General features: G+C 34.0%; 22 protein-coding genes. 16 read left to right on the top strand and 6 right to left on the bottom strand.

What is annotated here, in order from left to right; all coding sequences use genetic code 11:
- Nucleotides 1–88 precede the first annotated feature (88 nt).
- On the bottom strand, nt 89–1,117 hold the full coding sequence (locus tag VB248_RS21660) for a GntR family transcriptional regulator (RefSeq protein WP_323298931.1): 1,029 nt from the start codon (nt 1,115–1,117) through the stop codon (nt 89–91).
- Between the two features lie 407 nt (nt 1,118–1,524).
- On the opposite strand from VB248_RS21660, the gene VB248_RS21655 reads away from it, so the two are divergent.
- Entirely contained in the window at nt 1,525–2,337 is an 813-nt protein-coding gene (locus VB248_RS21655; protein WP_323298930.1) for a substrate-binding domain-containing protein, read from the top strand.
- Between the two features lie 90 nt (nt 2,338–2,427).
- On the opposite strand, the gene VB248_RS21650 is transcribed toward VB248_RS21655, so the two are convergent.
- Nucleotides 2,428–3,045, bottom strand: coding sequence for a hypothetical protein (locus VB248_RS21650; RefSeq protein ID WP_323298929.1), 618 nt, complete (start codon nt 3,043–3,045; stop codon nt 2,428–2,430).
- A 70-nt stretch (nt 3,046–3,115) separates the two neighbouring features.
- Here VB248_RS21650 and VB248_RS21645 point away from each other — a divergent pair, with 70 nt between their 5' ends.
- Nucleotides 3,116–3,598, top strand: a complete 483-nt coding sequence (locus VB248_RS21645) for a GNAT family N-acetyltransferase (protein WP_323298928.1) — start codon at nt 3,116–3,118, stop codon at nt 3,596–3,598.
- A 133-nt stretch (nt 3,599–3,731) separates the two neighbouring features.
- On the top strand, nt 3,732–4,733 hold the full coding sequence (locus tag VB248_RS21640) for a zinc dependent phospholipase C family protein (protein WP_323298927.1): 1,002 nt from the start codon (nt 3,732–3,734) through the stop codon (nt 4,731–4,733).
- A 46-nt stretch (nt 4,734–4,779) separates the two neighbouring features.
- Here the strand turns inward: VB248_RS21640 and VB248_RS21635 are convergent, their stop codons facing one another.
- From VB248_RS21635 to VB248_RS21625, 3 genes are all read right to left on the bottom strand, one after another.
- Nucleotides 4,780–5,520, bottom strand: coding sequence for a phosphatase PAP2 family protein (locus VB248_RS21635; protein ID WP_323298926.1), 741 nt, complete (start codon nt 5,518–5,520; stop codon nt 4,780–4,782).
- Between the two features lie 232 nt (nt 5,521–5,752).
- Nucleotides 5,753–9,853: a hybrid sensor histidine kinase/response regulator gene (locus tag VB248_RS21630; RefSeq protein ID WP_323298925.1), complete on the bottom strand. Its 4,101-nt coding sequence runs from the start codon at nt 9,851–9,853 to the stop codon at nt 5,753–5,755.
- Between the two features lie 51 nt (nt 9,854–9,904).
- Nucleotides 9,905–10,546, bottom strand: a complete 642-nt coding sequence (locus VB248_RS21625; RefSeq protein WP_323298924.1) for a hypothetical protein — start codon at nt 10,544–10,546, stop codon at nt 9,905–9,907.
- Nucleotides 10,547–10,786: 240 nt separating this feature from the next.
- Between VB248_RS21625 and VB248_RS21620 the strand changes: the two genes are divergently transcribed.
- The 4 genes from VB248_RS21620 to VB248_RS21605 all read left to right on the top strand — a co-directional run bounded on the left by VB248_RS21620 (nt 10,787) and on the right by VB248_RS21605 (nt 14,786).
- Complete coding sequence (locus VB248_RS21620) at nt 10,787–11,299, top strand: metallophosphoesterase family protein (RefSeq protein WP_323298923.1); 513 nt, start codon at nt 10,787–10,789, stop codon at nt 11,297–11,299.
- Nucleotides 11,300–11,437: 138 nt separating this feature from the next.
- Complete coding sequence (locus VB248_RS21615; protein ID WP_323298922.1) at nt 11,438–12,721, top strand: AAA family ATPase; 1,284 nt, start codon at nt 11,438–11,440, stop codon at nt 12,719–12,721.
- Nucleotides 12,722–12,728: 7 nt separating this feature from the next.
- Entirely contained in the window at nt 12,729–13,349 is a 621-nt protein-coding gene (locus VB248_RS21610; protein ID WP_323298921.1) for a retron system putative HNH endonuclease, read from the top strand.
- Nucleotides 13,350–14,786 (top strand): ATP-dependent DNA helicase, encoded by a 1,437-nt coding sequence (locus tag VB248_RS21605; RefSeq protein WP_323298920.1) that lies wholly within the window; start codon nt 13,350–13,352, stop codon nt 14,784–14,786. It abuts the gene before it with no gap.
- Nucleotides 14,787–14,944: 158 nt separating this feature from the next.
- Here VB248_RS21605 and VB248_RS21600 read toward each other — a convergent pair whose 3' ends face one another.
- Nucleotides 14,945–15,628, bottom strand: coding sequence for an NUDIX hydrolase (locus VB248_RS21600; RefSeq protein WP_323298919.1), 684 nt, complete (start codon nt 15,626–15,628; stop codon nt 14,945–14,947).
- Nucleotides 15,629–15,766: 138 nt separating this feature from the next.
- Between VB248_RS21600 and pyrE the strand changes: the two genes are divergently transcribed.
- The 9 genes from pyrE to VB248_RS21555 all read left to right on the top strand — a co-directional run bounded on the left by pyrE (nt 15,767) and on the right by VB248_RS21555 (nt 26,318).
- Complete coding sequence (gene pyrE / locus VB248_RS21595) at nt 15,767–16,408, top strand: orotate phosphoribosyltransferase (RefSeq protein WP_323298918.1); 642 nt, start codon at nt 15,767–15,769, stop codon at nt 16,406–16,408.
- A gap of 194 nt (nt 16,409–16,602) precedes the next feature.
- Complete coding sequence (locus tag VB248_RS21590; RefSeq protein WP_323298917.1) at nt 16,603–17,643, top strand: agmatine deiminase family protein; 1,041 nt, start codon at nt 16,603–16,605, stop codon at nt 17,641–17,643.
- A 216-nt stretch (nt 17,644–17,859) separates the two neighbouring features.
- Nucleotides 17,860–20,535: a T9SS type A sorting domain-containing protein gene (locus VB248_RS21585; protein WP_323298916.1), complete on the top strand. Its 2,676-nt coding sequence runs from the start codon at nt 17,860–17,862 to the stop codon at nt 20,533–20,535.
- Nucleotides 20,536–20,589: 54 nt separating this feature from the next.
- Nucleotides 20,590–23,268, top strand: coding sequence for a T9SS type A sorting domain-containing protein (locus tag VB248_RS21580; RefSeq protein WP_323298915.1), 2,679 nt, complete (start codon nt 20,590–20,592; stop codon nt 23,266–23,268).
- Nucleotides 23,269–23,298: 30 nt separating this feature from the next.
- The gene (locus VB248_RS21575) at nt 23,299–23,886 is read left to right on the top strand and encodes a hypothetical protein (protein ID WP_323298914.1); all 588 of its coding nucleotides are present in this window, start codon (nt 23,299–23,301) and stop codon (nt 23,884–23,886) included.
- A 58-nt stretch (nt 23,887–23,944) separates the two neighbouring features.
- On the top strand, nt 23,945–24,370 hold the full coding sequence (locus VB248_RS21570) for a hypothetical protein (RefSeq protein ID WP_323298913.1): 426 nt from the start codon (nt 23,945–23,947) through the stop codon (nt 24,368–24,370).
- 456 nt (nt 24,371–24,826) lie between these two features.
- Nucleotides 24,827–25,282 (top strand): hypothetical protein, encoded by a 456-nt coding sequence (locus tag VB248_RS21565; RefSeq protein ID WP_323298912.1) that lies wholly within the window; start codon nt 24,827–24,829, stop codon nt 25,280–25,282.
- Between the two features lie 53 nt (nt 25,283–25,335).
- The gene (locus VB248_RS21560) at nt 25,336–25,845 is read left to right on the top strand and encodes a hypothetical protein (protein ID WP_323298911.1); all 510 of its coding nucleotides are present in this window, start codon (nt 25,336–25,338) and stop codon (nt 25,843–25,845) included.
- 32 nt (nt 25,846–25,877) lie between these two features.
- Nucleotides 25,878–26,318, top strand: a complete 441-nt coding sequence (locus VB248_RS21555) for a hypothetical protein (RefSeq protein WP_323298910.1) — start codon at nt 25,878–25,880, stop codon at nt 26,316–26,318.
- The last annotated feature ends 178 nt before the right edge of the window (nt 26,319–26,496 follow it).

The following is a 26,496-nucleotide window of genomic DNA, read 5'->3' as shown; positions in this document are numbered from 1 at the left end:
ACAAAACAACCTTGACTAAAGATAGTCAAGGTTGCAAAAAAGAGGCAAGAGGTAAAGTTTCTTTGTCTATTTTTCAATATCAATTTACTTATAACGATTTTCTCAAAATCATTTCCATTGGTACTTGTAATTGTTGGCGTTTTCCAGCTTGAATAATGTTGGCTGCCATTTTACCTATTTCACAAGGTTTTGAAGAAATAATACTGATACCGCCTGCTAAAATTTCTTTGTAGCAATTGTCGTTCAGCGAAATCAAACCTACGTCTTTTCCTAAAGTTAAATTTTGTTGTTCTACTGATTTGATTACTGCTACCAAATCAACATCATCCATTGTTAAATAAGCTGCTCCAGCACTTACTTCTTCTTCTTGGAAGCCGTCTAATACTTGGAAGTCAAAATGATTTGCTTCGCAGAAATCTCTGAAACCTGTGATTAATTCCGAATCAAAATACTCGTCTTCGGTAAGTACTAAATTAAGTGTTTTGTATTTTTTGAAATGCTTCAAGTTTTGTTGCATTACATTGTGTAGCTCCTGACCAGAGTTACTCAAAATACTTGAATTCATGCCATGCAAAGAAGCCATTGATTGCTCTAAAAAGATAAGACGTTCGCCCGAAATCTTCTTTAAACATTTAAGGTTTTCTTCGTTTTCCTCAATCAAATGAGGCATGATAACGTAGTAATGATAATTACCAAGATGGCTATTGATAATCTCTCTGAAATTATCGCTTTTGTAATTATAAGTAAAAATATCAACCGTTACATCTTTATTAGAAGCATTCACGAAAGCGTTGAAAATGGCTTTGTTGTTTTCGGTAATTTTTCCAACCAAGAAGAAAACCTTCGTTTTGGTTTTGGCTGATTTCCCAGAAATAAAGTATCCTTTTCTGAAAATAGAAGTAATAACTCCTAAGCGGTGAAGCTCTGAATAAGCACGCTCGACGGTATCACGAGACAAGTAGCATTCTTCGCTGGCTTCATTGATGGAAGGCAAACGTTCGCCCGTTTGTAAATTCCCGCTCTCAATGTCAATCAACAAAGTATTTACCAATTGTTGATACTTGGGAGTCTTTGAGTCTTGCTTGTTTTGAGAAAATTCTCTGAATGTCTTGATCATTTACTTAATTGGATAAAATTGGATTTTGAATTAGGGAATAGCAGGTAATAATATTTGTTTAAAAATTATCTCCTTCGGGTTCATAGTTAAAGGATTAAGTCAGTTTTCAGTACAATTTCGCATTTCAACCAACCGTATAAGCTTTGAATGACTAATATATACAATATCATTCAATTAGTTTAATTTTATATTGAAAAAGTACATTAACTGTTCTGTAAAGTTATATCTAAATTCGATAAAAGCGTTAGGACTAAACTTACAAATACTGGTACAAATATTGCAAAATCGCATTTTTTAGCGATTTGTGTCCTGTTATGACCTGTTTTTGGGTGACGGTGCAAAGCAGGATATTTACTTCGGAGGGAATAAGTTAATTGTTTCTTATTAGTTCAAAAACAAACTCATAGATGAAACCAATTACCAAATCGCAGATGGACAGCCAACAAAAAACACTGAAAATACTCCTTGTTTTCAGCAGGCTTAATGATTTCAAACATGAAATCTATGATGGTTTCATGGACAAAATTGGCGGGCTTGCTACGGTAGATTTGTACATTCACCAGTTCAGCACCCAAAACGCCTACCATTTCGAGAAGGTAATAAAAGATAAATTGAGCCAGTACGATTACTTTGCTTTTATGCTCCATGCGAATCATCCGAACGAAGATTTCTTGAAAACTGTCAATAGTATTCCGAAGGATAAATTATTGCTTTTAGAAAAACGCAATGAGTTTATCAAAGGAAAATACGCCTGCGTGTATCAGGATTTTGAACAAGATATTTATGAAGCTTTGCAAAAAGCGAAAGAATTAATCTTGAAGTACAATACACTAAATTGTATTGTACAGGAACATTATGCCAATGCGGATTATGTCTCGGAAGGACTCAGTCGTTTTGCCAAAGAGAATAATCTAAAATGTAATGTTTATAATGAAGTGATGGAAGAAACCATTCGCCCAAAAGAAGCATATTTGATTCTTTCAGAACGCTATTTGGCGGAAGCACTTGGGTATTGTAAAAATAAGAAAATGAATATTGGTGAAGATGTAGGCATTGTATCTTACAATGAAACGCCAATCAAAGAAGTACTTTCTGGAGGAATTACGGTAGTGTCAACAGACCATTTTCAATTAGGAAAAAATGCTGCCGATTTAATTCTGAGTGGTAAAAAAGAACACATCAGAAATTCATTTTTGTTTATTCAGAGAAATTCGTTGTGAGCTGGTAGCCTTGAGCAGTGAGCTTTGAGCTATGAGCCTAAAATTAAAAAAGCTCATTGCTCAAAGCTGACAGCTCAAGGCTCATAGCTATTAGCTTAATCCCAACTCAGTCCCAATAGAAACAATCCATTGCTCGAATAAATTCTTTTCAATATCGCAGGCTACTTGTGCGTGTTTTTCCCATTCTGGAGAAAACTCCTTGAGTTGCACAATCATCTCTGCCAAATGTCCTTCTTCTTCTACAATGATAGATTTCATGTTTACTTTAGAAGAAACTTCATCCAAAGCCTCTTGATAAGCAGGATACAATTCGTCGGCTCTTACTTCAATCGCATAAGTAACCAATAAATAAGCGGCGTACTTCAAAGCATTACCCGAAAGTTTCAATTCTTGCTTCAAATATCTACAAACATGAATATCTAACGAATGTAAGTAGGTATAACTGGCAAAAGGAGCAACCAAGTAAGCGTTTTCGTAGCTTGGAAAATCTTCAATTTTTCCCACTTTTTGGATTTGCTTTTTCAAATAAAAAGCGTGGCGAGCTTCTTCGGCAGCGTGTTTCAATACGATATAAGAAACCTTTGTTTTATCTTCGGAAGCTGATATTTTTCTTGCCCCAGTATTCTCCATTAAAGAGAGCGTGTTCAGGAATCGTGCATGAAGCGAGTCCGTGGCAATAATGTTTCGGAATATTTCTTGTAATTTCATACCCAAAAGTAATAAGCGATTTTCATTCAATTTTTTTTATCTTCGATTATTTCATCATAAAACTACAAATATGCAATTTCATTATGTAAAATACACGGCTTCGGAATTGGAAGAAGTAAGAAAAATTTTCATTGAATATGCTGATTTTTTGAAGATTGATTTATGTTTTCAGAACTTTGAAAAAGAAATACAAAGTCTTTCGTCGGTGTATGCTCCGCCAAAAGGCTGTATCATTTTAGCCAAAAAAGACGAAGAAGTGATTGGCTGTGTGGCACTAAAACCAATCGGTGAAGGCGTTTGTGAAATGAAACGTTTGTATGTAAAACCTTCTGCCAGAGGTGAAAAAATTGGCAGAAAGTTAGTAGAAGAGCTTATCGCTTTTGCCAAAAAGGCTGAATATCAAACCATGAAATTAGATACTATTACCAGCCTGACGGAAGCCATTTCACTTTATCGTTCGTTCGGCTTCAAAGAAACTTCGGCTTATGTCTATAATCCATTGAGCGAAGTATTGTACTTTGAGTTAGATTTATTAGGAGTAATTGGTAAATAGTGATTGGCGATTAGTTTTTCAATATTCTAATTATCAAATACTTATAATATTTTTCTTGATTCACAAGTCGTAATTCATAATTCACAACTCATAATTTATAATTCACAATTCAAACCTCATCAACAAAAAGTTCATGAACAAACTATCACAATTTAGACTCCTTTTTGCAATGATAATTCTGTTGGGCCTTGGCTCTTGGGGATTTTTAGTTCATAAAACAATCCATCAGATTTCGGCTTATGCTTTGCCCAAGAAATTATCTACTTTTTTTATGAAAAACGAAGACTACATGGTTTACAACTCTGTTCGTCCGGATGTTCGTAGAAATACTGATAAAACAGAAGCTCCGAAACATTTTATCGACTTAGACGCTCCTATTTTTGGGAAAGAGCCTTTGAAAGAAATTCCACAAGATTGGGATTCGGCAGTAAAAAAATATTCAGCCGATACGCTAAAAAAGTATGGCACTGTACCTTGGGTAATTGTAGAAGTACAAGAAAAACTGACAAATGCTTTCCGCAATAAAATGAAAGACAGTATTTTGTTTTACGCTGCCGATTTGGGGCATTATATCTCGGATGCTCACGTGCCTTTGCATACAAGTTATAATTACGACGGACAATTGACTAACCAAAAAGGGCTTCACGCACTTTGGGAAACAGGAGTACCCGAACTAAACCTTGAAAGCTATAATCTTTACACAAAACACAAGGCGAAGTATATTAAAAATCCTTTGGCAGAGATTTGGAAAGAAATCAAAGAGACCAATCAATTATTGGATGGCGTTTTCAAAGAAGAAATCAATGCAAGTGTTGGCTTTACAGAAGACAAAAAGTTTAAACGTTCGGAGCGATTTGGACAAATGAGAAAAAACTTTTCGCCAGAATTTGTAAAAGCTTATGGCGAACGCTTAGGAAATACCGTCAACGAAAGACTTTTGGCATCGAGTAGATGTACCGCAGATTTCTGGTACACTGCTTGGGTAAATGGAGGAAAACCAGATTTATCCGACCTTGAAAATACTTCAAAAGAAGATAAAGCCAAATTCAAAGCCGCCATCAAAGCTTGGAAAAAGAATGAATTGATTAAACAGGAATTGTTGCAGGCGAGAAAAGGGAAGAAAGAGGAATTGTAGCAAAAAATTAGCCTTGTCAAGTTTTAAATTTGACAAGGCTATTTTTTTAAAACCCAATCACCAAATTGCCCCCAAGCGTTCTACCATCATATACGGGTGTGAAAGTGATTTTTTGTTGTGTGTTTGGCGATTTCTTGCCTAATTTTTCTTTCAACCACGGATAAATTACATAAGCCGCTTTTGCCGAAAGTATCCCCACTCCTGCCCCAACTACTACATCCGAAAACCAGTGTCGATTATTCATAACTCTTAAAGCACCTGTGGTGGTAGCTATGGTATAAGCTCCTACGCCGTACCAAATACTTTCGTCGTTATATTCTTGGGCTAAAACGGTTGCTCCGAAAAAGGCATTGGCTGTATGTCCAGACGGAAATGAATCTTGACCTGAAAGATCAGGGCGAAGTACTTTTGTGGTATGTTTCAAACTAAAAACTGTTCCCGACATTACGGCTGCACCGATAAATAATACACCCATACGGTCACCAAAACTATGTTTGGCTTTTACGCCCACTAAATCAAGTCCTATAACTGCTACGTGTGGAGCATATTGAATAAAATCATCAACATTGGTTTTTAAATCTTTGTAGTATTTATCGTGCCATTCTAATTGCTCTTGTTTCAAACTTAAACTCTTGAGCAAGTAGCCACCCGAAAGTAAAGCCGCTGGGACGATTAGTTGTTTGACAGTTAGTTTACGAAAAGTAGAATCTCTTTCTTGTGAAAAAGCAGGTAAAGTACATTGCAAGTAAATCAAAAAGAGGAAAATTGGCTTTTTTATGCTATTCATTGGCATTTGGTTAAAATATTGTAGGCAATTTTTTAATCGTTGTTAGTACTGTACGAGAAAGTATAAAGGCTATTTTAGAATAGGAATTTCTGATTTCGGACAAAATTTAATAAAATACGTCACAAGAAGTAGTTGAATAAAGCCAAAATCTGACATCAGAAATCCGAAAGCAACAGTTTTACAATCCCGTGCAGCCTTAATCCGTTATGATGTCTAACGTAAATTTTTAAGCTCAATTATTTCTTTTGATATGTTCTTTGTAAATAGTTTTATCTAAATACTCGGAAGGCGACTTGCCAAATTCTTTTTTGAAAATACGAGTGAAGTACGATGGGTCGTTGAAACCAACTTTATAGGCTACTTCGGCAATAGAATAGTTTTCGCTTTCCAACAATTGTACTGCTTTTTTCAAGCGTACATTTTTAATGAATTCATTACCAGAAAAATTAGTCAAGCTTTTCAATTTACGATACAACTGCATCGTACTCATGTTTAGTTCCCTTTCCAAAAAGGCAATATCTAAAGCAGAATTGGTAATGTTTTCTTCAATAATTCTAACGGCTTTTTCTATAAAATGTTCGTCGGCAGCATTCAAAGTAATTTCCTTTGGATTCAGCTTGGTTTCGGTACTGAATCTTTCTCTTAGGTTTCGTCTGTTTTCTAATAAATTCTTTACTCTTGCTTCTAACAAACTGGCATTGAATGGCTTAGTGATATAATCATCCGCCCCGATTTCAAGTCCTAAAAGTTTGCTTTCATGGCTACTTCTTGACGTAAGAATAATCACAGGAATATGACTGGTACTTTGGTTTGTTTTCAGTGCTTTACAAAGGTCGCCACCAGTCATTTCTGGCATAATCCAGTCGGAAATAATCAAATCAGGTACTTGTTCATTAGCAATTTCCAAAGCTTTTTTCCCATTGTTTGCCTCTAAAATATTGAAATTATTAGCGAATATTTCCTTGATATAATTTCTTAAATCGTCGTTGTCTTCGGCAATTAGCAAAATTGGAGCATCTTTTTTCGGAAGTACCGCTTCGTTCGTTGCAGAAGTACTATTGGTTATTGGCACTAAAATCGGCTGAATTTCATTGGTACTTTCTTGAATCCAACTACTATCAAAGGCATTTTTGTCGATAGGTAAATGTATCGTAAAAGTACTTCCTAAGCCAATTCTGCTACTTACCAATACTTCTCCACGATGCACTTCTATCAATTCTTTACACAATGCCAAGCCTACGCCTGTGCCTACTACTTCTCGTTTGGTATCTTTTTGGTCAACTTGGTAAAAACGATTGAAAACATTTTGTAAATGCTTCCCGTCGATACCAATGCCTGTGTCGGACACTTCGATGATTACTTTCTGGTTATCGGCAGGATTCAACGAAACTTTTACTTTAATCAATCCATTGGCATCCGAAAACTTAAAGGCATTCGACAATAAGTTGGTCACTACTTTTTCAAGAATGTCAGTATCAAAATACGCTAAAATATAAGGTTGAGATGCCTCGAAGCTAAGTTCGATATTTTTTTGTTCCGCCAAACTTCTAAAAGACTCTGTGATTTGTTCTAAAAATTCAACGATGTCGTTCTGAGTAATAGAAGGCGAAAGTTTCCCAGCCTCTAATTTTGAAAGGTCGAGTAACTGATTGATTAATTTTTGTAACTGTTTGGCATTCCGATAAATAGCCTCAGTTCTTTTGCGTTGCGGCTGTGGAATGTCTTTGTTTTCTGTTAAATATTTTTCTAAAGGACTGATAATCAGTGTCAGTGGTGTTCTGAATTCATGTGAAATATTGGTAAAGAAATTAGTTTTCAAGCGGTCTAATTCTTGAATTTGTTCTTTTTCTCTTTCTTGTAATTGAAAATCTAATTTCAAACGTTCTCTGATAAGTACCACTCTTCGTAAAGCATACAAAGCACAACCGATTAGGATTGCATAGAAAGTAAGAGCCCACCAAGTTTTGTACCAAGGCGGTAAAATCGTAATACGAAGTACAGTTTCTGTCTGACTCCACACCCCGTCGTTGTTGGTCGCTTTTACTCTGAACAAATAACTGCCTGCATTTAAGTTGGTATAAATGGCAGACCGCTGTTTGGTTTGATTCCAATAAGTATCAAAACCTTGTAAATAATATTGGTACTGATTGTTTTTGAATTCTTGAAAATCTAAAGCGGTATAATCTATCGAAAAAACATTGTTGTCCGAATTCAAAACCAATTCTTCTGTTTGAGAAATATCTTTTTCGAGAGGTGAATCTTTGTCGCCTACCTCTACCAACTGGTTTGACAAACGAAGTCCAGTAATGTAAACAACAGGAGCTTTGTTACTTTCTGAAAGACTATCAGGATGAAAAATATTGAGTCCTTCTGTGCCACCAAAAAACATTTCGCCTTTGGTATTTTTGGCAAAGGAATTCAATAAAAATTCAGAACCTTGTAAACCATCTGCTTTGGTAAAGCTTTTGAAAGTATGACTATAAGTATTGAATTGAGTAATACCTTGATTGGTCGAAAACCATAAATTATGATGATTGTCTTCTAAAATTCCTTTGATAGTATTGTTTGGCAAACCATTTTCTTTACTGGCAACCCATACTTCAAAGGTTTTGCTTTGTGGATGATACAAATTCAAACCTCCGCCGTTTGTACCAATCCAAATTCTTTTCTGCGAATCTTGAAAAATTCTATTGATTTGGTTCGTACTCAACGCTCCTTGAAAATTGGTCTTTTTGAAGTGAACAATCATTTTCTTTTGAGCATCGTAGCAATAAATGCCATTATTGAAAGTAGCAATCCAAAGAATACCTTTGTCGTCTTCCAGAATAGAATTGATGTGCATTCCCAGCAAAATTCCTTTTTTGTTGAGAACTGGCATATCAGAAAAAGCCCCCGTTTGTTTATTGAAAAGCAAAAGTCCTTCTTCCTGCGTACCAATCCAGTATTGTTTGTCTTTTCTGGACGGAGCAATACAAGTAAGGTGTTTGTTATAGTTTTCGTTGACAGAAGTATAAGCACTGAAACTTCCACTACCTTTTCTTAAAATCCTTAAACCTACTTCCCAAGTAAGAATCAGCAAATCGCCGTCTTTGTCATAAAGTAGGTCGTTTACATCATCATAATTGTTCGTGACGATGCCTTTGTTGAAATAATGTGTAAAAGTATTTTTCTTTCTGTCTAATAAAGTCAGTCCATTATTACTGCCAATCCAAACTCTATTTCCATCACTTTCGCAAGCCACTGCTGTCACTTTATTGCGTAACAAACTATTCGAGTTAGTCGGTTGGTGTTTGTAAAGTGTAAACTTTTTTCTTTGTCGGTAATACACATTCAAACCTGCCTCCCAAGTACTTATCCAAACATTATCATCTCTGTCCACAAAAACACATTGGATAGCGTGTGAACTAAGCCCTGATTCAGAATCTGGATTCGAGCCAATGTAAGTAGGTTGGGCATAGTTTTCATTTTTAATGATAAAAACGCCATTGTCGGTAGCCACCCAAAGTACGCCTTCTTTATCATAGACCAAACTAATAATCATATTTTCATGATTATTTTTCAGAGGGTTATACAAAATTTGGGTATAAGCTTTCGTAAGAGGATTGAGCCGATAAAGCCCATTTCCACGAGTACCCAGTAAAATATTGCCTTTGGGGTCTTCTGCAATACAAGTAATTTGATTTTTTCGAGGCGAAAGGTTTTCAATCCGAATGGAATTGGCTTTATCGTTTTTGTCGATATAAGTAATTACGCCATAATGCCCACCCAGCCAAAGTGTTTTCTTTTTGTCTTGATACAAAATCGAAACGTCGTTGGTTGTTAGCAATTCGGTTTCAATCAACCGCCATTTGATGGTATTTTCTTTGTTATCAAAACACAATAAACCATAGCCATAAGTAGAAACCCAGATTTTATTGTCGTCGGTAGCAACGATAGAAGAGACATTCAGTGAGCTAATATTGGTATGGTCGTCGGCGTGGGTAAAATGAATGAAGCCACCTGTATTTTTATCTAATTTGTTTACACCACCGTCCGCAGTACCTACCCACAAATTACCATCGGTATCTTCGGTCATACAAGTAATACTGCTACTGCTGATACTATTTTTTTTATCAGCCGAATGACTGTAAACCTTAAAGTCGTAGCCGTCGTACTTGTTCAATCCGTCTTTAGTGGCAAACCAGATAAAGCCTTTTTTGTCTTGAAAAATCTTTCCAACCGTACTTTGCGACAAACCATCTTGTGTACCAATACGGCTGAATTTCAGTTGTGCCAACGAAGGAGTAAGCCAACTGTGATATATCAACAATATGAGTACAAAGCGTATATTCATCCAATATTAATCTTCCAAACGCAAGATATGAAAATTCTGATAAATTTTTGATTAATTCACCGACTGGTATAGGAGGAAACTCAGTATTCTTTCAAAAGTAAGTAACTCGTCTGGGTTTGCTCCGTTCCGTCTTAAAACATTTCTATGAGTGTTTGATAAGTCCAAAAAACGCTCATCATTCGTTAATCTGGCAGTAATAATCCCTTTGTAACTTCTGTGCGTTTGATTGTACAAATACTTACAAGGGCTTGAAGGTTGTAAGTTAAAGATATTATTAATGGCTTTTAAATTATCTGATTTATTCAAGAAAGGAAAGCCAGTATTTTCTAAAAATTCTTTGATAGCCTCGCAAGTATCTTCTAAATCATTTTCATTGAAAATTTTATACCGAAAATATTTTGCATCATTGAATTTCCCGATTGAAATTACCAAGGTATTTGAATCAGCCCAGTAATCACGGGTATTTCCCAAAAATTGTTGAGCGATTTGTTCTACTTGATGACTTCGGCAACCAATGTTTACCTCCAACCAAATTTCGTCTTGGTAAGCTGTTGCCGTAAAAATTACGTTCTGAAAGCCCGTTAGTGTATTTTTACGAAATTGTTTTTTTTCTGCCAATAAAACAAAATCATAATTCCTAAAAAAGGGTTCAAGCTTTTCGTAAAGAATGGTTTCAAAATGTTTTACAGCCATAATAACACAAAATTGGTTTTGATGAGTACATACAATTTTCCAAAATGCCTTCAAGAAAATTACCTTTTGATAAACTGTTTGACAAAATTGAATCCATTTATCAAATTCGACAAATAAATCTTGTGTTTCTTTGAACAGTATCGAAAAAAATAAAAAACTGTTGGGATAATATACAACACAATTTCTAAGGAAAGGGTTTCTTTTTAAAGGAACGTTCATTAGTACTCCTTCGTAACAATTATGCAAAAAATACTTATTATTTCAGACACTCACAGCTATCTGGACGAACGCCTAATGACACATATAGATTGGTGCGACCAAATTTGGCACGCTGGAGATTGGGGAAATGTAGCTCTTTCTGATACATTAGAAGCCCTAAAACCGATTCAAGGCGTTTATGGGAATATTGACGGTGAAACTTTACGACAAATTTACCCCAAAATCAATCACTTCACTTGCGAAGAACTCAGTATCGGCATGACGCACATCGCTGGAGCTCCATCCAAGTACAAACCTGATGCTTTAGCCTGTTTCAGTATCAAAACACCCGATATTTTTATTTGTGGGCATTCGCATATTTTACAAGTAAAACGAGATTTAGCCCGCAAAGGAATGTTGTTTATCAATCCAGGAGCGGCAGGCACGCATGGTTTTCATACTGTACAAACGGCGATAAAACTCAAGATTGAAGGCAAAAGAATTTTTGAAGTAGAAGTAATAGAAATGCCCAGACGCACTAAAGGCGAAATGTAAATGAAATCGCTACTTCTTTGAATGAAGAGCTTTCTGTACTTTTGTGGAGGTAGATTTATTTGCCTTGCAAAGGATTGTCATAGATTATGATTGACTCAGAAATTTTGAGTATTTTTAAGCAAACAAGCACAAAATATCATGGAAAATTTTCGGATAGAAAGTTTAGAAATCAATAAAATAGGAGCTTTTGAGCATCTAAAAATGGACTTTCCTAAAAAGACTGACCCAGAAAAAGCTGAAATCCATATTTTAACAGGAGAAAATGGAACGGGGAAGAGTACGATTTTGGAGGCATTGGCTGAAATTGGCAAGTATAAAATTGATAATTCAGAACAAAATATACTCTTAAATAAACTTATTGACAACAAAAGCTTAATCAACATAAAAACACATCCTGAAAAGCATTCTACTTCTTTTAGTTTTGAAGATATTTTACAAATTAACATCTCAAAATATTTGATTGGTAAAGATATTCAAACAAGGATTGATAATCGCTTTGGTGTTTCGTTTGCTCTATTTGCTTATTCTGGTTACAGACGAGTAAATTCGTCAAAAATGATTTCCATTGATAAAGTGAATTCTTTATTTCCTGATGCTCTACATGGTGCTTTAAGTTTTGAAAACTCTATTAATACTGATAAACTAACGCAATGGATAGGTTCAGCTATTGCACAAGAAGCATTATCAATTGTAAAAGGAGATTTTGAGCAAGCATCAAGATATAGAAATAATATTAAGTTAATAGAGGAAATTATTGAAGAAATAACGAATGAGCAAGTCAGATTCGACCTCAACGTTAATACAATGCACTTGAACATTATTTTTCATGGGCAAAGAATGGTTTTAACTACGCTACCTGATGGCTTAAAAAGTTTAATTTCTTGGATTGGGGATTTAGTAATGCGTATGTCTAAAATCGGATGGGCTTTTGATGTTCCCATCTTCGACCGCAATTTTATTCTTTTCTTAGACGAAATAGAAGTACATCTTCATCCAGCTTGGCAACGTAAAATTTTGCCTGTTGTACAAAAACTCTTTAAAAATGCTCAGATTTTTATTTCTACACACTCGCCCTTTGTAGTTGGTTCTGTGGACGGTGCTTGGGTGCACAAATTAAAGAAAGAGGGAGCTTATGCCGTTTTGGATGGCGAGCCTGTTTTGTCGGAAGATGCAGAAAGTTATGATACCATTTTAGAAGAGATTTTCGGCATAAAAGAGCGTTTTGGTAATGAGATTGAATCAAAATTAGATAGATTTAGAAAAATCACTAAAGAAATTTTGAAAGGAAATGAAGAAAATTTAGAAGAATGGAATGCTATCATTACTTTCTTCCAAAATCAAAATCGTCCTGATGAAATCATGGCTGTCATTGCTCCACAAGTACATCAAATTAACAGAATACGTAAACAAGTTATCGCCTAAATTTCCAATGTTTAAAATAACTCGACACCCAACTTCAGAACCTCAGTTTTTACAAGAAAAAGGCAAAGAGTGGACCGAAAAATTTATCGACGCTCGAAAAACAAATAAAAAACATAAACACTCGTGGAAAATTAAGAATATTAATTACCATGATGAAATAATAGAGACTCTTAAAACATTGACCCACGAACACTGTTCGTACTGTGATAAATATCCTCTTGATGCAAGAGCTAAAACAGACCTTCAAATAGACCACTTCAAACCAGTAAGCAGGCACGAAGAATTAGCTTACGAGTGGACAAACCTTTATTTGTCTTGTGCTGCATGTAATAAATCAAAATTAGCACAATACAGCGATTTGATTTTAAGACCAGATGCTGAGGACTATCATCCAAACGATTATTTTTTCTTTGATACAAGTACAGGAGAAATTTTGGTCAATGAACGTAAAGGAAAAGCATATACTGAACGAGCGAAAGAAACTATTGAAGTATTTAAACTCAACGATAAATCTATCGTTAAAATGAGATTAATAGCTATTAGAAACTTTAAAAAAGAGGAAGAGTTTGATATAAACGATTATGGATACCGAAACTTTATTGAAGAACTCCTATACTTTTATAAATAAATGTCAACAGAAAAACCAACCCCTTCATTCTTACTACGCCAAAAGTTTCCTTTTGAACCGACCAATGGTCAAATCGAACTTTTCTTGAAAATGGATAAATTTATCCCTAATCAAGATGATTTTGGGCCTTTATGTTTTTTGTTAAAAGGCTACGCTGGTACTGGTAAAACTACGGTTTTGAGTACCATTATGAAAGTATTGCCCAAATTTGGCTATAAGGCTATCCTCCTCGCTCCTACTGGTCGTGCGGCAAAAGTGATGAGTAATTACTCTAAAACTAAAGCCTTAACGATTCATAAGAAGATTTACCGACAAGTTGCTAATCAGTTTACAGGTAGTTTAGAGTTTCAGTTGCAAAATAATTATGCCACTAAAACGATTTTTATCATTGACGAAGCTTCGATGATTTCGGATGATGCCGAATTTGGCACGCCAGGACTATTGACAGATTTGATGAAATTCATTTTTTCGCATCCTGAATTAGACTATAATTTCAATAAAGTGATTTTTGTAGGCGATACTGCCCAATTGCCTCCTGTGGGCAAATTGATGTCGCCTGCTTTGGAAAAAGGCTACATGGAAGGACAGTTCCATTTGGGTGTAATGGAACAAGTACTTACCGAAGTGATGCGTCAGGATGCGGATTCTGGTATTTTGTTTAATGCGACCAATCTGCGAGATATTTTGAAAGATGAAAAACCGCAAATCAGTTTTAATACTAAAGGTTTTAAAGATTTCTATAAAATGACGGGCGAAAAACTGGAAGATGGTTTGAACTACGCATATCGAAAATTTGGTAGAGAAAACACTATCATTCTCACTCGCTCCAACAAAACAGCCGTACAGTACAACCGATACATTCGTCAACAAATATTTTCGATGGAGGATGAATTATCGGCTGGCGATTTATTGATGATTGTCCGAAACAACTATCATTGGCTTGGCGAAGATTCACCTGCGGGCTTTTTGGCAAATGGCGATTTTGTAGAAGTAATGAAAATTAGGGGTATTGAAGAGATGCACGGGTTTAGATTTGCTACCCTTACGCTTCGTTTGCTCGACTACGAAGAACATCCGCATATCGAAGCCAAAGTAATGTTGAGTACACTCTATACCAACACGCCTGCGATGTCTAAAGATGAAAACAAAGCCCTTTATGACTCTGTTTCGGCAGACTACGAGCATATTGCCAGCAAAAAACTAAGAAATGAGGAAATCAGAAAAGACCCCTATTTGAACGCCTTGCAAGTAAAATTTGCTTACGCTCTTACTTGTCATAAATCACAAGGTGGGCAATGGAATGCTGTTTTTATAGAACAAGGATATTTGACTGACGAAAATATCAACGAAGACTTTATCAGATGGCTTTACACGGCTGTCACCCGTGCAACCCATGAAGTGTTTTTATTGAATTTTCACAATGATTTTTTTGATTAGGAGCTTTTTTGTGGGCTGTGAGCCTTGAGCTATGAGCTTTGAGCTATCAGTATTGAGCCGTGAGCTGTGAGCATTGAGCTATCAGTCTTGTGTCTTTAGTCTTTTAGTCTCCAAGTCAAAAATCCCAAAGCTCATAGCTGATAGCTCAAAGCTGACAACTAAACATCACTTTCGTAAAAGTACTTTTTCAATACATATCGGATAGAATAATATGAATTAATCAAAGCTGTATGAATTTGTTTTCTGTCCATCCATTCCAACTTTTCAATATCTTCTTCAAACTGTGGTTTCATGTTAGAATCATCTAATAATTCCATCGAATACCACTTAGTTTGTTTCAAAATTGCTTCGTTTTTGTGCGTATAAGTATGATAAGTTGTGCAAATTTTCTCTTCCAATTTGGCTTTCACATTACATTCCTCTTCTACTTCACGCACAGCAGCTACTTTGAAGGATTCGCCTTTATCAAGCTTACCTTTTGGTAAATCCCATTTTTTTAAGCGATACATCATCAAAACTTTTCCATGTTCATTTCTCACCACACCACCAGCTGCTTTTACCACTTTATACTGTGATTTAATTTGGTCTTCGGTAGCTTCCTTGTTTTCAGAAACCAGTGTGATAGATTGTAAATGAGGAAGATTCTCGTTTTTAAGAATCGTAAACAAACGAGAAATAGTTGGGGACAACACATTGATAATCAAGACGTGTCCTTTTAAATTATTGACTTTAATTACTTCTAACTGAGCGTCTATCAAGTGATCAAATTCAGTGGTTGTAAGTGCTTGGGCTTTCTTTTTCCCAACGACTTTAATTAGTCTTTCATTAATGAAAATTATCATTTTTTGTTTTGATTGTTCCTTGTTGATTTGCCCTGTTACAGAAATGAATATGTATATTTCATCGTAAAATTAAACTTTTGTTACGAAACATTACTGAGAGTTTTTAATTTTGCTGTCAGATTTAACAAAAACTATCAAATGGCACAACCAACTCTTGCAGAAACCGTAGCCTCAATGCTACTCGAAGTCAAAGCTGTTAGGCTAAGTCCAGACCAACCATTCAAATGGGCATCAGGCTGGAATTCACCTATTTATTGTGATAACAGAATCACTCTTTCTTTTCCTAAAGTGCGTACTGCTATCAAAAACGGGCTTGCCTCGGCTGTTCAAGCTTATTGGGGAGATGTTGATATTATTGCTGGTGTGGCTACTGCTGGTATTCCACAAGGTGCATTAGTCGCTGATTGGCTCGACCTTCCCTTCTGTTATGTTCGTCCTGAACCTAAAAAACACGGAATGGGCAATCAAATTGAAGGACAATTAAAACCCGGACAAAAAGTAGTTTTAATTGAAGATTTGATTTCAACAGGCGGAAGTTCATTAAAAGCCGTAGATGCTCTTCGTGAAGCTGGAGCAAATGTGCTTGGAATGGTTTCTATTTTTACTTACGGTTTTGAAATTGCAGATAAAAACTTCGCTGAAAAAAACCTTAAAGTTTATACATTAAGTAATTATGAAACACTTATCAAAGAAGCTGTTGCTAAAAACTATGTTTCTGAAAGTCAATTAATTACTTTACAAGAATGGAGACATAATCCTTCTGAATGGAAAGCAAATTAGTATCGCCAAATTTTTAAGAATTTAATTATTAAAGCCTTGCAGTTGCCTTACAAAAAAGGTTATGGCAAGGCTTTGATAATTAAAACTATTATGAGTACGAATAAAAGCTAAAATCTGATTGCCGAAATCTGAAACCAGATTGCTCATAGCTTTAAAGATTAATCCTTATTTTTGCACCTTAAAACCAATTAAAAATGCTTACTCCAAAATCTCAAGGATATTTTTTTCCTGCCGAATGGCATCCACACGTAGCAACTTGGCTTACTTTCCCACATAACGACCACTCTTGGCAAGGTGACAAATTAGCCAAAATGTATCCTCAATACTTCAATTTTATCAAGGCGATTACTCAGGGTGAAAAGGTTTGTTTGAACGTAAATGATGAAAAATTACAGTCCTTTATTTTGAATGAATTACCCAAGTATGGTATTGATGAAACGCAAATTGAAATATTAATCAACCCAACGAATGATGCTTGGTGTAGAGACCACGGCCCTGCATTCTTGATTAATCCCGAAACTAAACAGCGTATGATTGTAAATTGGGGTTATAATGCTTGGGGCGGAAAATACCCTCCTTATGACGATGACAATAATTTGCCGAATAAAATTGCTGAATATCGTGGCTTGAATGCCGTTACTCCTGACATTATTATGGAAGGTGGTTCAGTAGAATTTAATGGAGCTGGTACGGTATTGACAAGCCGCTCGTGTTTATTGAATCCAAACAGAAATCCGCATTTAAACCAAGCTCAGATAGAACAATACTTGTGCGACTACTACGGACAAGAACAAGTACTCTGGGTAAATGATGGTATCGTGGGTGATGATACCGACGGTCATGTGGACGATACGGTGCGTTTTGTAAATGCTGATACCGTAGTGGCAGCAGTAGAGTATGATAAAAATGATGATAACTACGAAGTACTGAACGATAATTTACAGTTGCTCAAGCAAATGCGTTTGGTAAATGGCAAACAATTGAATGTAGTAGAGTTGCCAATGCCTTCGGCAGTAGTGATTGATGAATTCAGAACGCCTGGCTCTTATGCTAATTTCTTGATTACCAACGCTTCGGTAATCGTCCCGACTTATCAATGCAAAAATGATGACATTGCTTTAGATATTCTTTCTGGGCTTTTTAAAGACCGTCCAGTAATAGGTTTAGATGCCACAGATATTATTTGGGGACAAGGCAGTTTCCACTGTTTATCTCAGCAAGAACCTGCGGTTTAGTGTTATCAACCTACTGATTTAAAAGTTTTATGCCTTTAGGATAGTATCTAACTATTGAATTTATCCTTGTCAAGATTTATAATATGACAAGGATAAATTTATGCTCGCTTTTACTTCAAACCTTCTCAATATAAAATCTGCAAAAAATTAATTGTTTTACGATTCTGAGAAAAGATAAACCGTATTTTTGTCAGACACATTAAACTCTAAGCATTCATGTATAAAGTCCTACGAACACTTATCTTCTTTTTTTACACTTTTAGTTTTTCTACTACTCATGCCCAACAGTGGAAGGCTTATAGTTCATTTTCTCAAGCCAATTGTTTTTTTTTAGCCCAAGATTCGACCTTGTGGATTGGAACAGATGGTGGTATTTTGCACTATAATAAAGATTATCAACTTCTTGCTTCTTATAATCAGAATAATGGTTTAGATAGTACTATTACTTCTATTACTCAGGATGTTCAAGGGAATATTTGGGCTTGCTACTATGATGATGAACCCTTTAATAGATATTCTAAAACATTTATTTTTGATGGTAATTTTTGGATAAGCAATCAAGACTTAGATAGAAAACTTATTACAGATAGTCCACTTTTGTTTTGTGCTAAAGATGAGAGTTTATGGATAAGCTATGATAAAGCAAGTAAATTTGTAGAGGTAGGAAAAGATACAATATACACCTCTTACGACTGGGTAAATAGAGGGATAACTTCATTTAATAATAAAAGACTTTTAGTCGATTCCAAAGGGCATTTCTGGATAAGAATTGGAACATCTTTTTGGTTTTTTGATGGAAAGAAATGGACAAAATATGATAGTAGCAATAGTGCTCTTCCCAATAACTATGGACACAATAATTACTTTGCAGACAAAAATGACGTTATAGATAAAGATGATAATATATATTTTACAACTTATAATGGAATTTATAAGTTTAATATTCTCACTAAAGCCTGTAGTTTTATTCCTTTGGGATTTCCAAGGTCACTCTATGTAACAAAAAACAATAAGGTTTTAGTAGGACAATATCCACTTTACCAATTAGATGGAGATAAACTTTCTGTATTGGTCTCTGATGTTTATACAATCAATATTTATGAAGATTTTCGAGGAAATTTACTTTTAGGAAGTTATCCTCAACTAAATATATTTGATGGCAATACACTAAAAGATTTTCCTTTACCCAAAAACAATCTTTCCAGCAATGTAATTTCTAAAATTGTATCAGATACAAAAAATAATATATTGATTCAACCTTATTCAATGGATATTCAATATTTAAAGAATACAAATGATGAAGTTATTGATATTACCGACAATGGATATACCATAGCCCAAGGCGAAGGAGATGATTTGTGGGTAAGCGAACGCACTTCACTTACTCAAATAAAACAAGACAATGGTTTAAAATTAATAAAACACCCTTTGTTGGGTGTTGAATACGGTGTTGAAAAAATTGTAAAAGATAAAAATCAGCATATTTGGGCGTGGGACTATCAATATTCTTGGTCAACCAATCGCTACCAATACTATTTATTTTACTATGACAAAAGTAAATGGACATCATTTGTGTTTGATAATGATATTATAGACATTGCAGCGAGTCCTAATGGGGGGCTTTGTATTCTTAGTTCCAAAGGTTTCTTTACGCACGATGGCCTAAGTTTAAAAACCAGTAATTATACGAAAATACCTTCTAATATTTCAAGAATAGTGAATGATAATAATGTAGGTTTATATCTTATTACTTATAACAATAAAAATTACGAGGGCGAAATCTATCATTTGGTTGGGAATACCTTTGAGAAAGTACAAACTCCTGATGAGTTTAAAATATCAACAGGGTACTATTCCAATAACGATTTTATGATTGATTCAAAAGGTAGTTTTTGGAGTGTAGGAAATAAAATACAAAGATATGATGGTAAAACGCTCACTACTTTTAATAGTCCATTTCCACTATCCTATACTCATGCAATCCATGAATCTAAAGATGGTAAAATTTGGTTGGGGAGTTATACAGGACTTACATCACTTACGTTGGATTGTAAAAACCCTTTACCTAAATCCCTTCGTACTGAAAAGACAGAAGTGTTTGGAACTAAAGAAACCCAATTGTCTGTCAATGAGAGTTCTGCCAGCAGTTTTGCTTGGCAAATCAGTAAAGATAAAGGTACTACTTGGCGAGCTATCACCAATTTTGATTCCACTTATTCGGGGCATCGAACTAATAAATTAATAGTAAATCAAGCTAAACTTGGTAATAATAATATTGTCTATCGCTGTTTAGTCAATGGCGAATGTAACAGTGTATTGTCGGATACCATAAGTATTCAAGCCAAACAATGTGAATTACCACAAACCACGCTTCAACCCACCGCACAATCGACCACAGAAAAAAGTTCAGCTCAATTTGTTGTCAATGTTTCAGGTACATCAGCTTACCAATGGCAAGTAAGTACGGATAAAGGTATTACTTGGAACATGATTTCAAGTAGCGACACTTTATATCGAGGACAACAAAGTAATGTGTTAAATATTGTGTCCGCCAATCTTTCTCAAAATACTTATCAATTTCGCTGTGAGATAAAGAACAATTGTTATACGCTATACAGTAATGCTGCACCTTTAGAAGTAACAATGATTTTGGGACTTGATAATTTCGAGCGAACGGTACAGGCTTACCCCAACCCCGCCAATGATAAAATTTATGTAAAAGTACCTGCCAAATCCTACACATTGACTTTAGTAGATAGTAATGGTTCAACAGTCAAACAAGTATCAAATCAAGATTATATCAATGTAAAAGATGTATCAAATGGTTTTTACTTATTGTTAATCGAAAGTGGAAAAGAACGACAAAATATTAAAGTGCAGGTTGTGAAGTAGGAGTAAAAAACTATCTATGCATCAAGAAAAAATACAATTAAACGCTAAATAATCATGTACAAAGTCCTACGAACACTTATCTTCTTTTTTTACACTTTTAGTTTTTCTACTACTCATGCCCAACAGTGGAAGGCTTATAGTTCATTTTCTCAAGCCAATTGTTTTTTTGCAGCCCAAGATTCGACCTTGTGGATTGGAACAGATGGTGGTATTTTGCACTATAATAAAGATTATCAACTTCTTGCTTCCTATAATCAAAATAATGGTTTAGATAGTACTATTACTTCTATTACTCAGGATGTTCAAGGGAATATTTGGGCTTGCTACTATGACGATGAACCCTTTAATAGATATTCTAAAACATTTATTTTTGATGGAAGTACTTGGATAAGTCACCAAAACTTAGGAAAGGCATTTATAACAGATAAGCCACTTTTATTTTATGCAAAAGATGGTAGTGAATGGATTAGTTATGATAAAGGAAGGAAATTTATTCAAGTAGGGAAAGATTCTGTATATACTTCTTATGACTGGGAGAAGAATGGAATAAATTATTTTAACAATAAAAGTCTTATAGTAGATTCCAAAGGAAATTTTTGGATAAAAAATGGAAATTCCCTACTGAGTTTTGACGGTAAGAAATGGAATAAATATGATTATAACAATAGTTCTCTTCCAAATACATCCTTTTTCAAAGATGCAGTCATAGACCAAAATGATAATATTTTTTTATCAAACAATAGTGGAATTTACAGGTTTAACATCCTCATTAAAACTGTTAAATTTATTTCCATTGAATATGTTCAATCTCTTTTCGTAACCAAAGATAATAAGGTTTTAGTCGCTTCTATGGGTGGTATACATCCTGCATTGTACCAATTGGAGGGAGATAACCTCTCTACAATTACTATTATTTATTCAGCCGGTATTATCAGTATTTATGAAGATTTCCGAAGAAATTTACTTATAGGAAGTTATAATCAAATAGGTTTATTTGATGGTAATAGTTTAAAAAAGTTATCCCTACCCAAAAATAATCTTTCCAGCAATATTGTTTCTAAAATTATATCAGATACAAAAAATAATATCTTGATTCAACCTTATTATTTTGATAAAATTCAATACTTAAAGAATACAAGTGGAGAAGCTATAGATATTGCCTATTACGGATTTACCATTGCCCAAGGCGAAGGAGATGATTTATGGGTAAGCCAACAAAATATACTTACTCAAATAAAACAAGACAATGGTTTAAAATTAATAGAACACCCTTTGGATATAAAATATGGTATTGAAAAAATTGTCAAAGATAAAAATCAGCATATTTGGGCGTGGGACAATCAATATTATTGGTCAACCAATCGCTACCAAAACATTTTATTTTACTATGACAAAAGTAAATGGACGACATTTGTGTTTGATAATGATATTATAGACATTGCAGCGAGTCCTAATGGGGGGCTTTGTATTCTTAGTTCCAAAGGTTTCTTTACGCACGATGGCCTAAGTTTAAAAACCAGTAACTATACGAATATACCTTCTAATATTTCAAGAATAGTGAATGATAATAATGTAGGTTTATATCTTATTACTTATAACAATAAAAATTACGAGGGCGAAATCTATCATTTGGTTGGGAATACCTTTGAGAAAGTACAAACTCCTGATGAGTTTAAAATATCAACAGGCTACTATTCCAATAATGATTTTATGATAGATTCAAAAGGTAGTTTTTGGAGTGTAGGAAATAAAATACAAAGATATGATGGTAAAACGCTCACTACTTTTAATAGTCCATTTCCACTATCCTATACTCATGCAATCCATGAATCTAAAGATGGTAAAATTTGGTTGGGGAGTTATACAGGACTTACATCACTTACGTTGGATTGTAAAAACCCTTTACCTAAATCCCTTCGTACTGAAAAGACAGAAGTGTTTGGAACTAAAGAAACCCAATTGTCTGTCAATGAGAGTTCTGCCAGCAGTTTTGCTTGGCAAATCAGTAAAGATAAAGGTACTACTTGGCGAGCTATCACCAATTTTGATTCCACTTATTCGGGGCATCGAACTAATAAATTAATAGTAAATCAAGCTAAACTTGATAATAATAATATTGTCTATCGCTGTTTAGTCAATGGCGAATGTAACAGTGTATTGTCGGATACCATAAGTATTCAAGCCAAACAATGTGAATTACCACAAACCACGCTTCAACCCACCGCACAATCTACCACAGAAAAAAGTTCAGCTCAATTTGTTGTCAATGTTTCAGGCACATCAGCTTACCAATGGCAAGTAAGTACGGATAAAGGTATTACTTGGAACATGATTGCAAGTAGCGACACTTTATATCGAGGACAACAAAGTAATGTGTTAAATATTGTGTCCGCCAATCTTTCTCAAAATACTTATCAATACCGTTGTGAGCTAAAGAACGATTGTTACACGCTATACAGTAATGCTGCACCTTTAGAAGTAACAATGATTTTGGGACTTGATAATTTCGAACGGACAGTACAGGCTTACCCCAACCCCGCCAATGATAAAATTTATGTAAAAGTACCTGCCAAATCCTACACATTGACTTTAGTAGATAGTAATGGTTCAACAGTCAAACAAGTATCAAATCAAGATTATATCAATGTAAAAGATGTATCAAATGGTTTTTACTTATTGTTAATCGAAAGTGGAAAAGAACGACAAAATATTAAAGTGCAGGTCGTGAGATAACCGTAGCACGAGTTTCCAACTCGTATAAAAATGATGATAACTAAAAAAGGCACAGTAAATCATATAAGAGTTTTATTGTATGGTGAGCCTTTATCCGAAAAAATCAAAATCAGTTTTTCCAATAATACATACTTTGGTACTATTCCGCTTTCTTTTAATTATAACTGTAGTTGGAAGGTAGAACACTCATGTACTCATTGCCAACAGAAAGTTAGTTTTGGTTTATACTATGATTCAACGAAGTCTAATCATGCACAATTAAGCTACAATAAAATAGAGTATTTATGTTCAAAATACTTTACAACTTCATTTTTAGAAGAATTCCCATTGTTATTTAATTCAACTTCGGTAAAGGAGTTTCAAGGTGATTTTTTTATTATATCGAATGATATTTTTAGAGAAGAATATCCTGTTACATCCTCAATTGAGCCTATTTATTATACTTGTCTCAATTGTGATACTGAATACTTATGCAGATTTAGACAAGGTTTTCTAATTGAACCAGACCCACAATATACATCAGGAATGTTAGGCAAAATATTTATAGATGAAATCATTCAAGTAGTAACCAATGACAATAAAAAGGTAGCTGATTTGGTGAAAGTTCATTTAAAATGAAGTTTTTCGACTTTTATGACGAACAAATGTTAATAGTTTTCTTCTAAAAAATACTAAAATGAAGCTTATAGAAAACATACTCTTGATAGTTAATTCCAATGATTCAACTATGGAGAAAATCAAAAAACTGGGAATTATTAATACTACGATTGGTAATACTTATTTTATTAATCCATCATTTGAAGATTGTAAATTTTTAAGCTGTACCGTAGTAACTGGAGAAATTACTAAAATAGGAATTACATTATGTGAAAAACTAAGCCTTTATCAAATCAGCAATAAGCTTGAAGTAATGCCAATTGTCAAATATAATTTTTATGATGAAGTTAGTGTTTTTAATTTTCCAAAAAAGAATTATCATATATCCATTAGCATAAAAGGATATTATGAAAGTAAAGATGAGTGCTATTTTATTAATGACAAAGCTATTTCCTTGAAGGATATTTTTTTTGATGAATTGGACATAATACCTACTTTGAGGTAGTTCCAGCTAATTTCTTAACCAAATACTAAACACTATGGAAATAACCTTCACATACATTAAACTATTGAAGTTTAATTTGGAGTATTTAATCAAATGCCTTGAAGAATTAGAAAGCATAACAAAATTTTCTTCTTTGTTGAAATCTCGTGCATCCGACATTGTCGATTATTCAATTGAGAGTTTTTTTAAGAAATAAAACCCCCGAAAATCTAAGTTGGATAATGGAAGCAACCAGAACTTTTACACGATTTTATCCTGAAAATATTTATAATAGCAATGTTGAATTATTGGATGAAGAAATTAACAGACTATATTTATTTGATAGTAAAGATAAGCAATGAAATAAGTAATTCTTATAAGGCTTAAATGCATTCATTGGGCTAATTCCTCCATTGAAAAGAAAAATAAATATTGGGTTCAAACTTATTTTAAAGTAAAAAATCAAACATTATAACCATGATAGAGACAATAAAAGAAAAGATGTTTAGACTAATTAGTCTTTATCATTCTACCTATTCTGACTTGTTAAGTCAATGTAATTATCAAGAGACCTCTATTCTTCTGGATCGTTTAGACAGCGAAAATTCAGAATTTCCACTTAGTCCAGTTATTAAGGTAGTTTGGAGAAACAATCAAATTAAGCAGTCCTTTATTTTTAGATTATATGATAATTTCATTTGTGACTTTGAAATACTAAATGAAGTAACTCATAAAAAAGTCTCCATAAATGATTTTATAAAGAATAGAAAATTCAAAGATTTAGAAATGTATTTAATGGAGGGAAACATAAATGATAAATATCATACATATCTAATTGAAGTATTAAATATGATAAAATCGACTGATTTACTTTATATTTTAAAAGGAGAGAAATGGATTGATATTCCTTTTGATTGGCAAGGTCATAAATAAGTATTTTAACTGATTGGTATTTGTTTTTAACACAAATAAAAACCAAATAAAGCATGAAAGAAGAGCTAAAAAATCAAGCATTAAAATTCAAAAATTCTCCAGAGGGAAGTTTGAGTAAAAAAACTTACGATAGAGCTTATTTGCCTTTCCAAACTTATTTGGATAAGTATTATAAAGACGTGAATCTGAACTCATGGAATTATATCAATGAGAAATTTATTTTACCAATTTTTGATAATTCCGATTTCAATGTCTATTTAGCTTTTTTGAAAAAGACAAGACCTAATTTTTTACCTAATCAAGATAAAGCATTACTTTTTGCAGCTTCAATAAAGCATGATGACCGATTCAAAGAAGATTTTAAACTATTTTTTGCTTTTTTATATTCAATAGACTTTTACCAAGATTTATCATTTGAAGAATGGTTGAATGTTAAATATTGGAAACATCCGTGGTTTGTCGATAATGATGACATTACTATTTTGGAGATTTTAAAATATCAAAATGCTGAAAACTATCTTAGGGTGTTATTTGCTAATCTATCTATTTTTGAATCCTTCTAAACCATCTAACTAATACAAAACATCACTCCAAAATGACAAACAAGACACTTTTCAAAAAGAAATGTCGTAGATACTTATCCTTTTTTGAGGAAATGGAAGACTTTGAGGCTTTAGTACATGAAAATGGCATTGCTTACACTAAGGTGAGAGAAGAAGGTTTGACAACTACTGATTTATACTTTCATTCTCATAGTTTGCCATTTAAAATCAGAACTTTGATACTTAAAAAAAGTATCCCATTAGTAGAAAAGATAGTTCAAGAAGTAGTAGAAAAGAAGCCTGCAATGGAGCAACATACTATCAGAACTCATTTTGTAAGCTCAACTAAAAGCTCTCCTTTTTTGGCACTTCCTAAAGAAATGCTTGATGTTGCCAATGAAGTAATAGTTCTACAAGAATCAGACATTGAGGCTGCTGCGACTATCATCAAAGAATACTTTTATAGTAAAGAGACACAAGATTTTTTGAACTAGAAACCAGTAGCCTCTTCAGTAAAATATTGGAAGATACAGGTATTGATGTTTGGGAAGTTTTAGGCTTTCCTTGAAAATTGTTTTTCAATATTCATTTATAATAAAATCCACTCATGTTGTGGGTGGATTTTTCATTTCATTTGATGCGATTTATTTGAAAAATACAATTTTATTCACA

Origin of the sequence: Arcicella rigui (assembly GCF_034929435.1) — a bacterium.
Classification (GTDB): domain Bacteria; phylum Bacteroidota; class Bacteroidia; order Cytophagales; family Spirosomataceae; genus Arcicella; species Arcicella rigui.
The sequence above is the reverse complement of the archived record's forward strand: the minus strand, read 5'-3'. Positions and strand labels throughout refer to the sequence as shown.

Bases quoted from the DNA above. Each gene is read 5' to 3' on its own strand.
- VB248_RS21660 (WP_323298931.1), bottom strand. From the start codon at position 1,117: ATGATCAAGACATTCAGAGAATTTTCTCAAAACAAGCAAGACTCAAAG.
- VB248_RS21655 (WP_323298930.1), top strand. From the start codon at position 1,525: ATGAAACCAATTACCAAATCGCAGATGGACAGCCAACAAAAAACACTG.
- VB248_RS21650 (WP_323298929.1), bottom strand. From the start codon at position 3,045: ATGAAATTACAAGAAATATTCCGAAACATTATTGCCACGGACTCGCTT.
- VB248_RS21645 (WP_323298928.1), top strand. From the start codon at position 3,116: ATGCAATTTCATTATGTAAAATACACGGCTTCGGAATTGGAAGAAGTA.
- VB248_RS21640 (WP_323298927.1), top strand. From the start codon at position 3,732: ATGAACAAACTATCACAATTTAGACTCCTTTTTGCAATGATAATTCTG.
- VB248_RS21635 (WP_323298926.1), bottom strand. From the start codon at position 5,520: ATGAATAGCATAAAAAAGCCAATTTTCCTCTTTTTGATTTACTTGCAA.
- VB248_RS21630 (WP_323298925.1), bottom strand. From the start codon at position 9,853: ATGAATATACGCTTTGTACTCATATTGTTGATATATCACAGTTGGCTT.
- VB248_RS21625 (WP_323298924.1), bottom strand. From the start codon at position 10,546: ATGGCTGTAAAACATTTTGAAACCATTCTTTACGAAAAGCTTGAACCC.
- VB248_RS21620 (WP_323298923.1), top strand. From the start codon at position 10,787: ATGCAAAAAATACTTATTATTTCAGACACTCACAGCTATCTGGACGAA.
- VB248_RS21615 (WP_323298922.1), top strand. From the start codon at position 11,438: ATGGAAAATTTTCGGATAGAAAGTTTAGAAATCAATAAAATAGGAGCT.
- VB248_RS21610 (WP_323298921.1), top strand. From the start codon at position 12,729: ATGTTTAAAATAACTCGACACCCAACTTCAGAACCTCAGTTTTTACAA.
- VB248_RS21605 (WP_323298920.1), top strand. From the start codon at position 13,350: ATGTCAACAGAAAAACCAACCCCTTCATTCTTACTACGCCAAAAGTTT.
- VB248_RS21600 (WP_323298919.1), bottom strand. From the start codon at position 15,628: ATGATAATTTTCATTAATGAAAGACTAATTAAAGTCGTTGGGAAAAAG.
- pyrE (WP_323298918.1), top strand. From the start codon at position 15,767: ATGGCACAACCAACTCTTGCAGAAACCGTAGCCTCAATGCTACTCGAA.
- VB248_RS21590 (WP_323298917.1), top strand. From the start codon at position 16,603: ATGCTTACTCCAAAATCTCAAGGATATTTTTTTCCTGCCGAATGGCAT.
- VB248_RS21585 (WP_323298916.1), top strand. From the start codon at position 17,860: ATGTATAAAGTCCTACGAACACTTATCTTCTTTTTTTACACTTTTAGT.
- VB248_RS21580 (WP_323298915.1), top strand. From the start codon at position 20,590: ATGTACAAAGTCCTACGAACACTTATCTTCTTTTTTTACACTTTTAGT.
- VB248_RS21575 (WP_323298914.1), top strand. From the start codon at position 23,299: ATGATGATAACTAAAAAAGGCACAGTAAATCATATAAGAGTTTTATTG.
- VB248_RS21570 (WP_323298913.1), top strand. From the start codon at position 23,945: ATGAAGCTTATAGAAAACATACTCTTGATAGTTAATTCCAATGATTCA.
- VB248_RS21565 (WP_323298912.1), top strand. From the start codon at position 24,827: ATGATAGAGACAATAAAAGAAAAGATGTTTAGACTAATTAGTCTTTAT.
- VB248_RS21560 (WP_323298911.1), top strand. From the start codon at position 25,336: ATGAAAGAAGAGCTAAAAAATCAAGCATTAAAATTCAAAAATTCTCCA.
- VB248_RS21555 (WP_323298910.1), top strand. From the start codon at position 25,878: ATGACAAACAAGACACTTTTCAAAAAGAAATGTCGTAGATACTTATCC.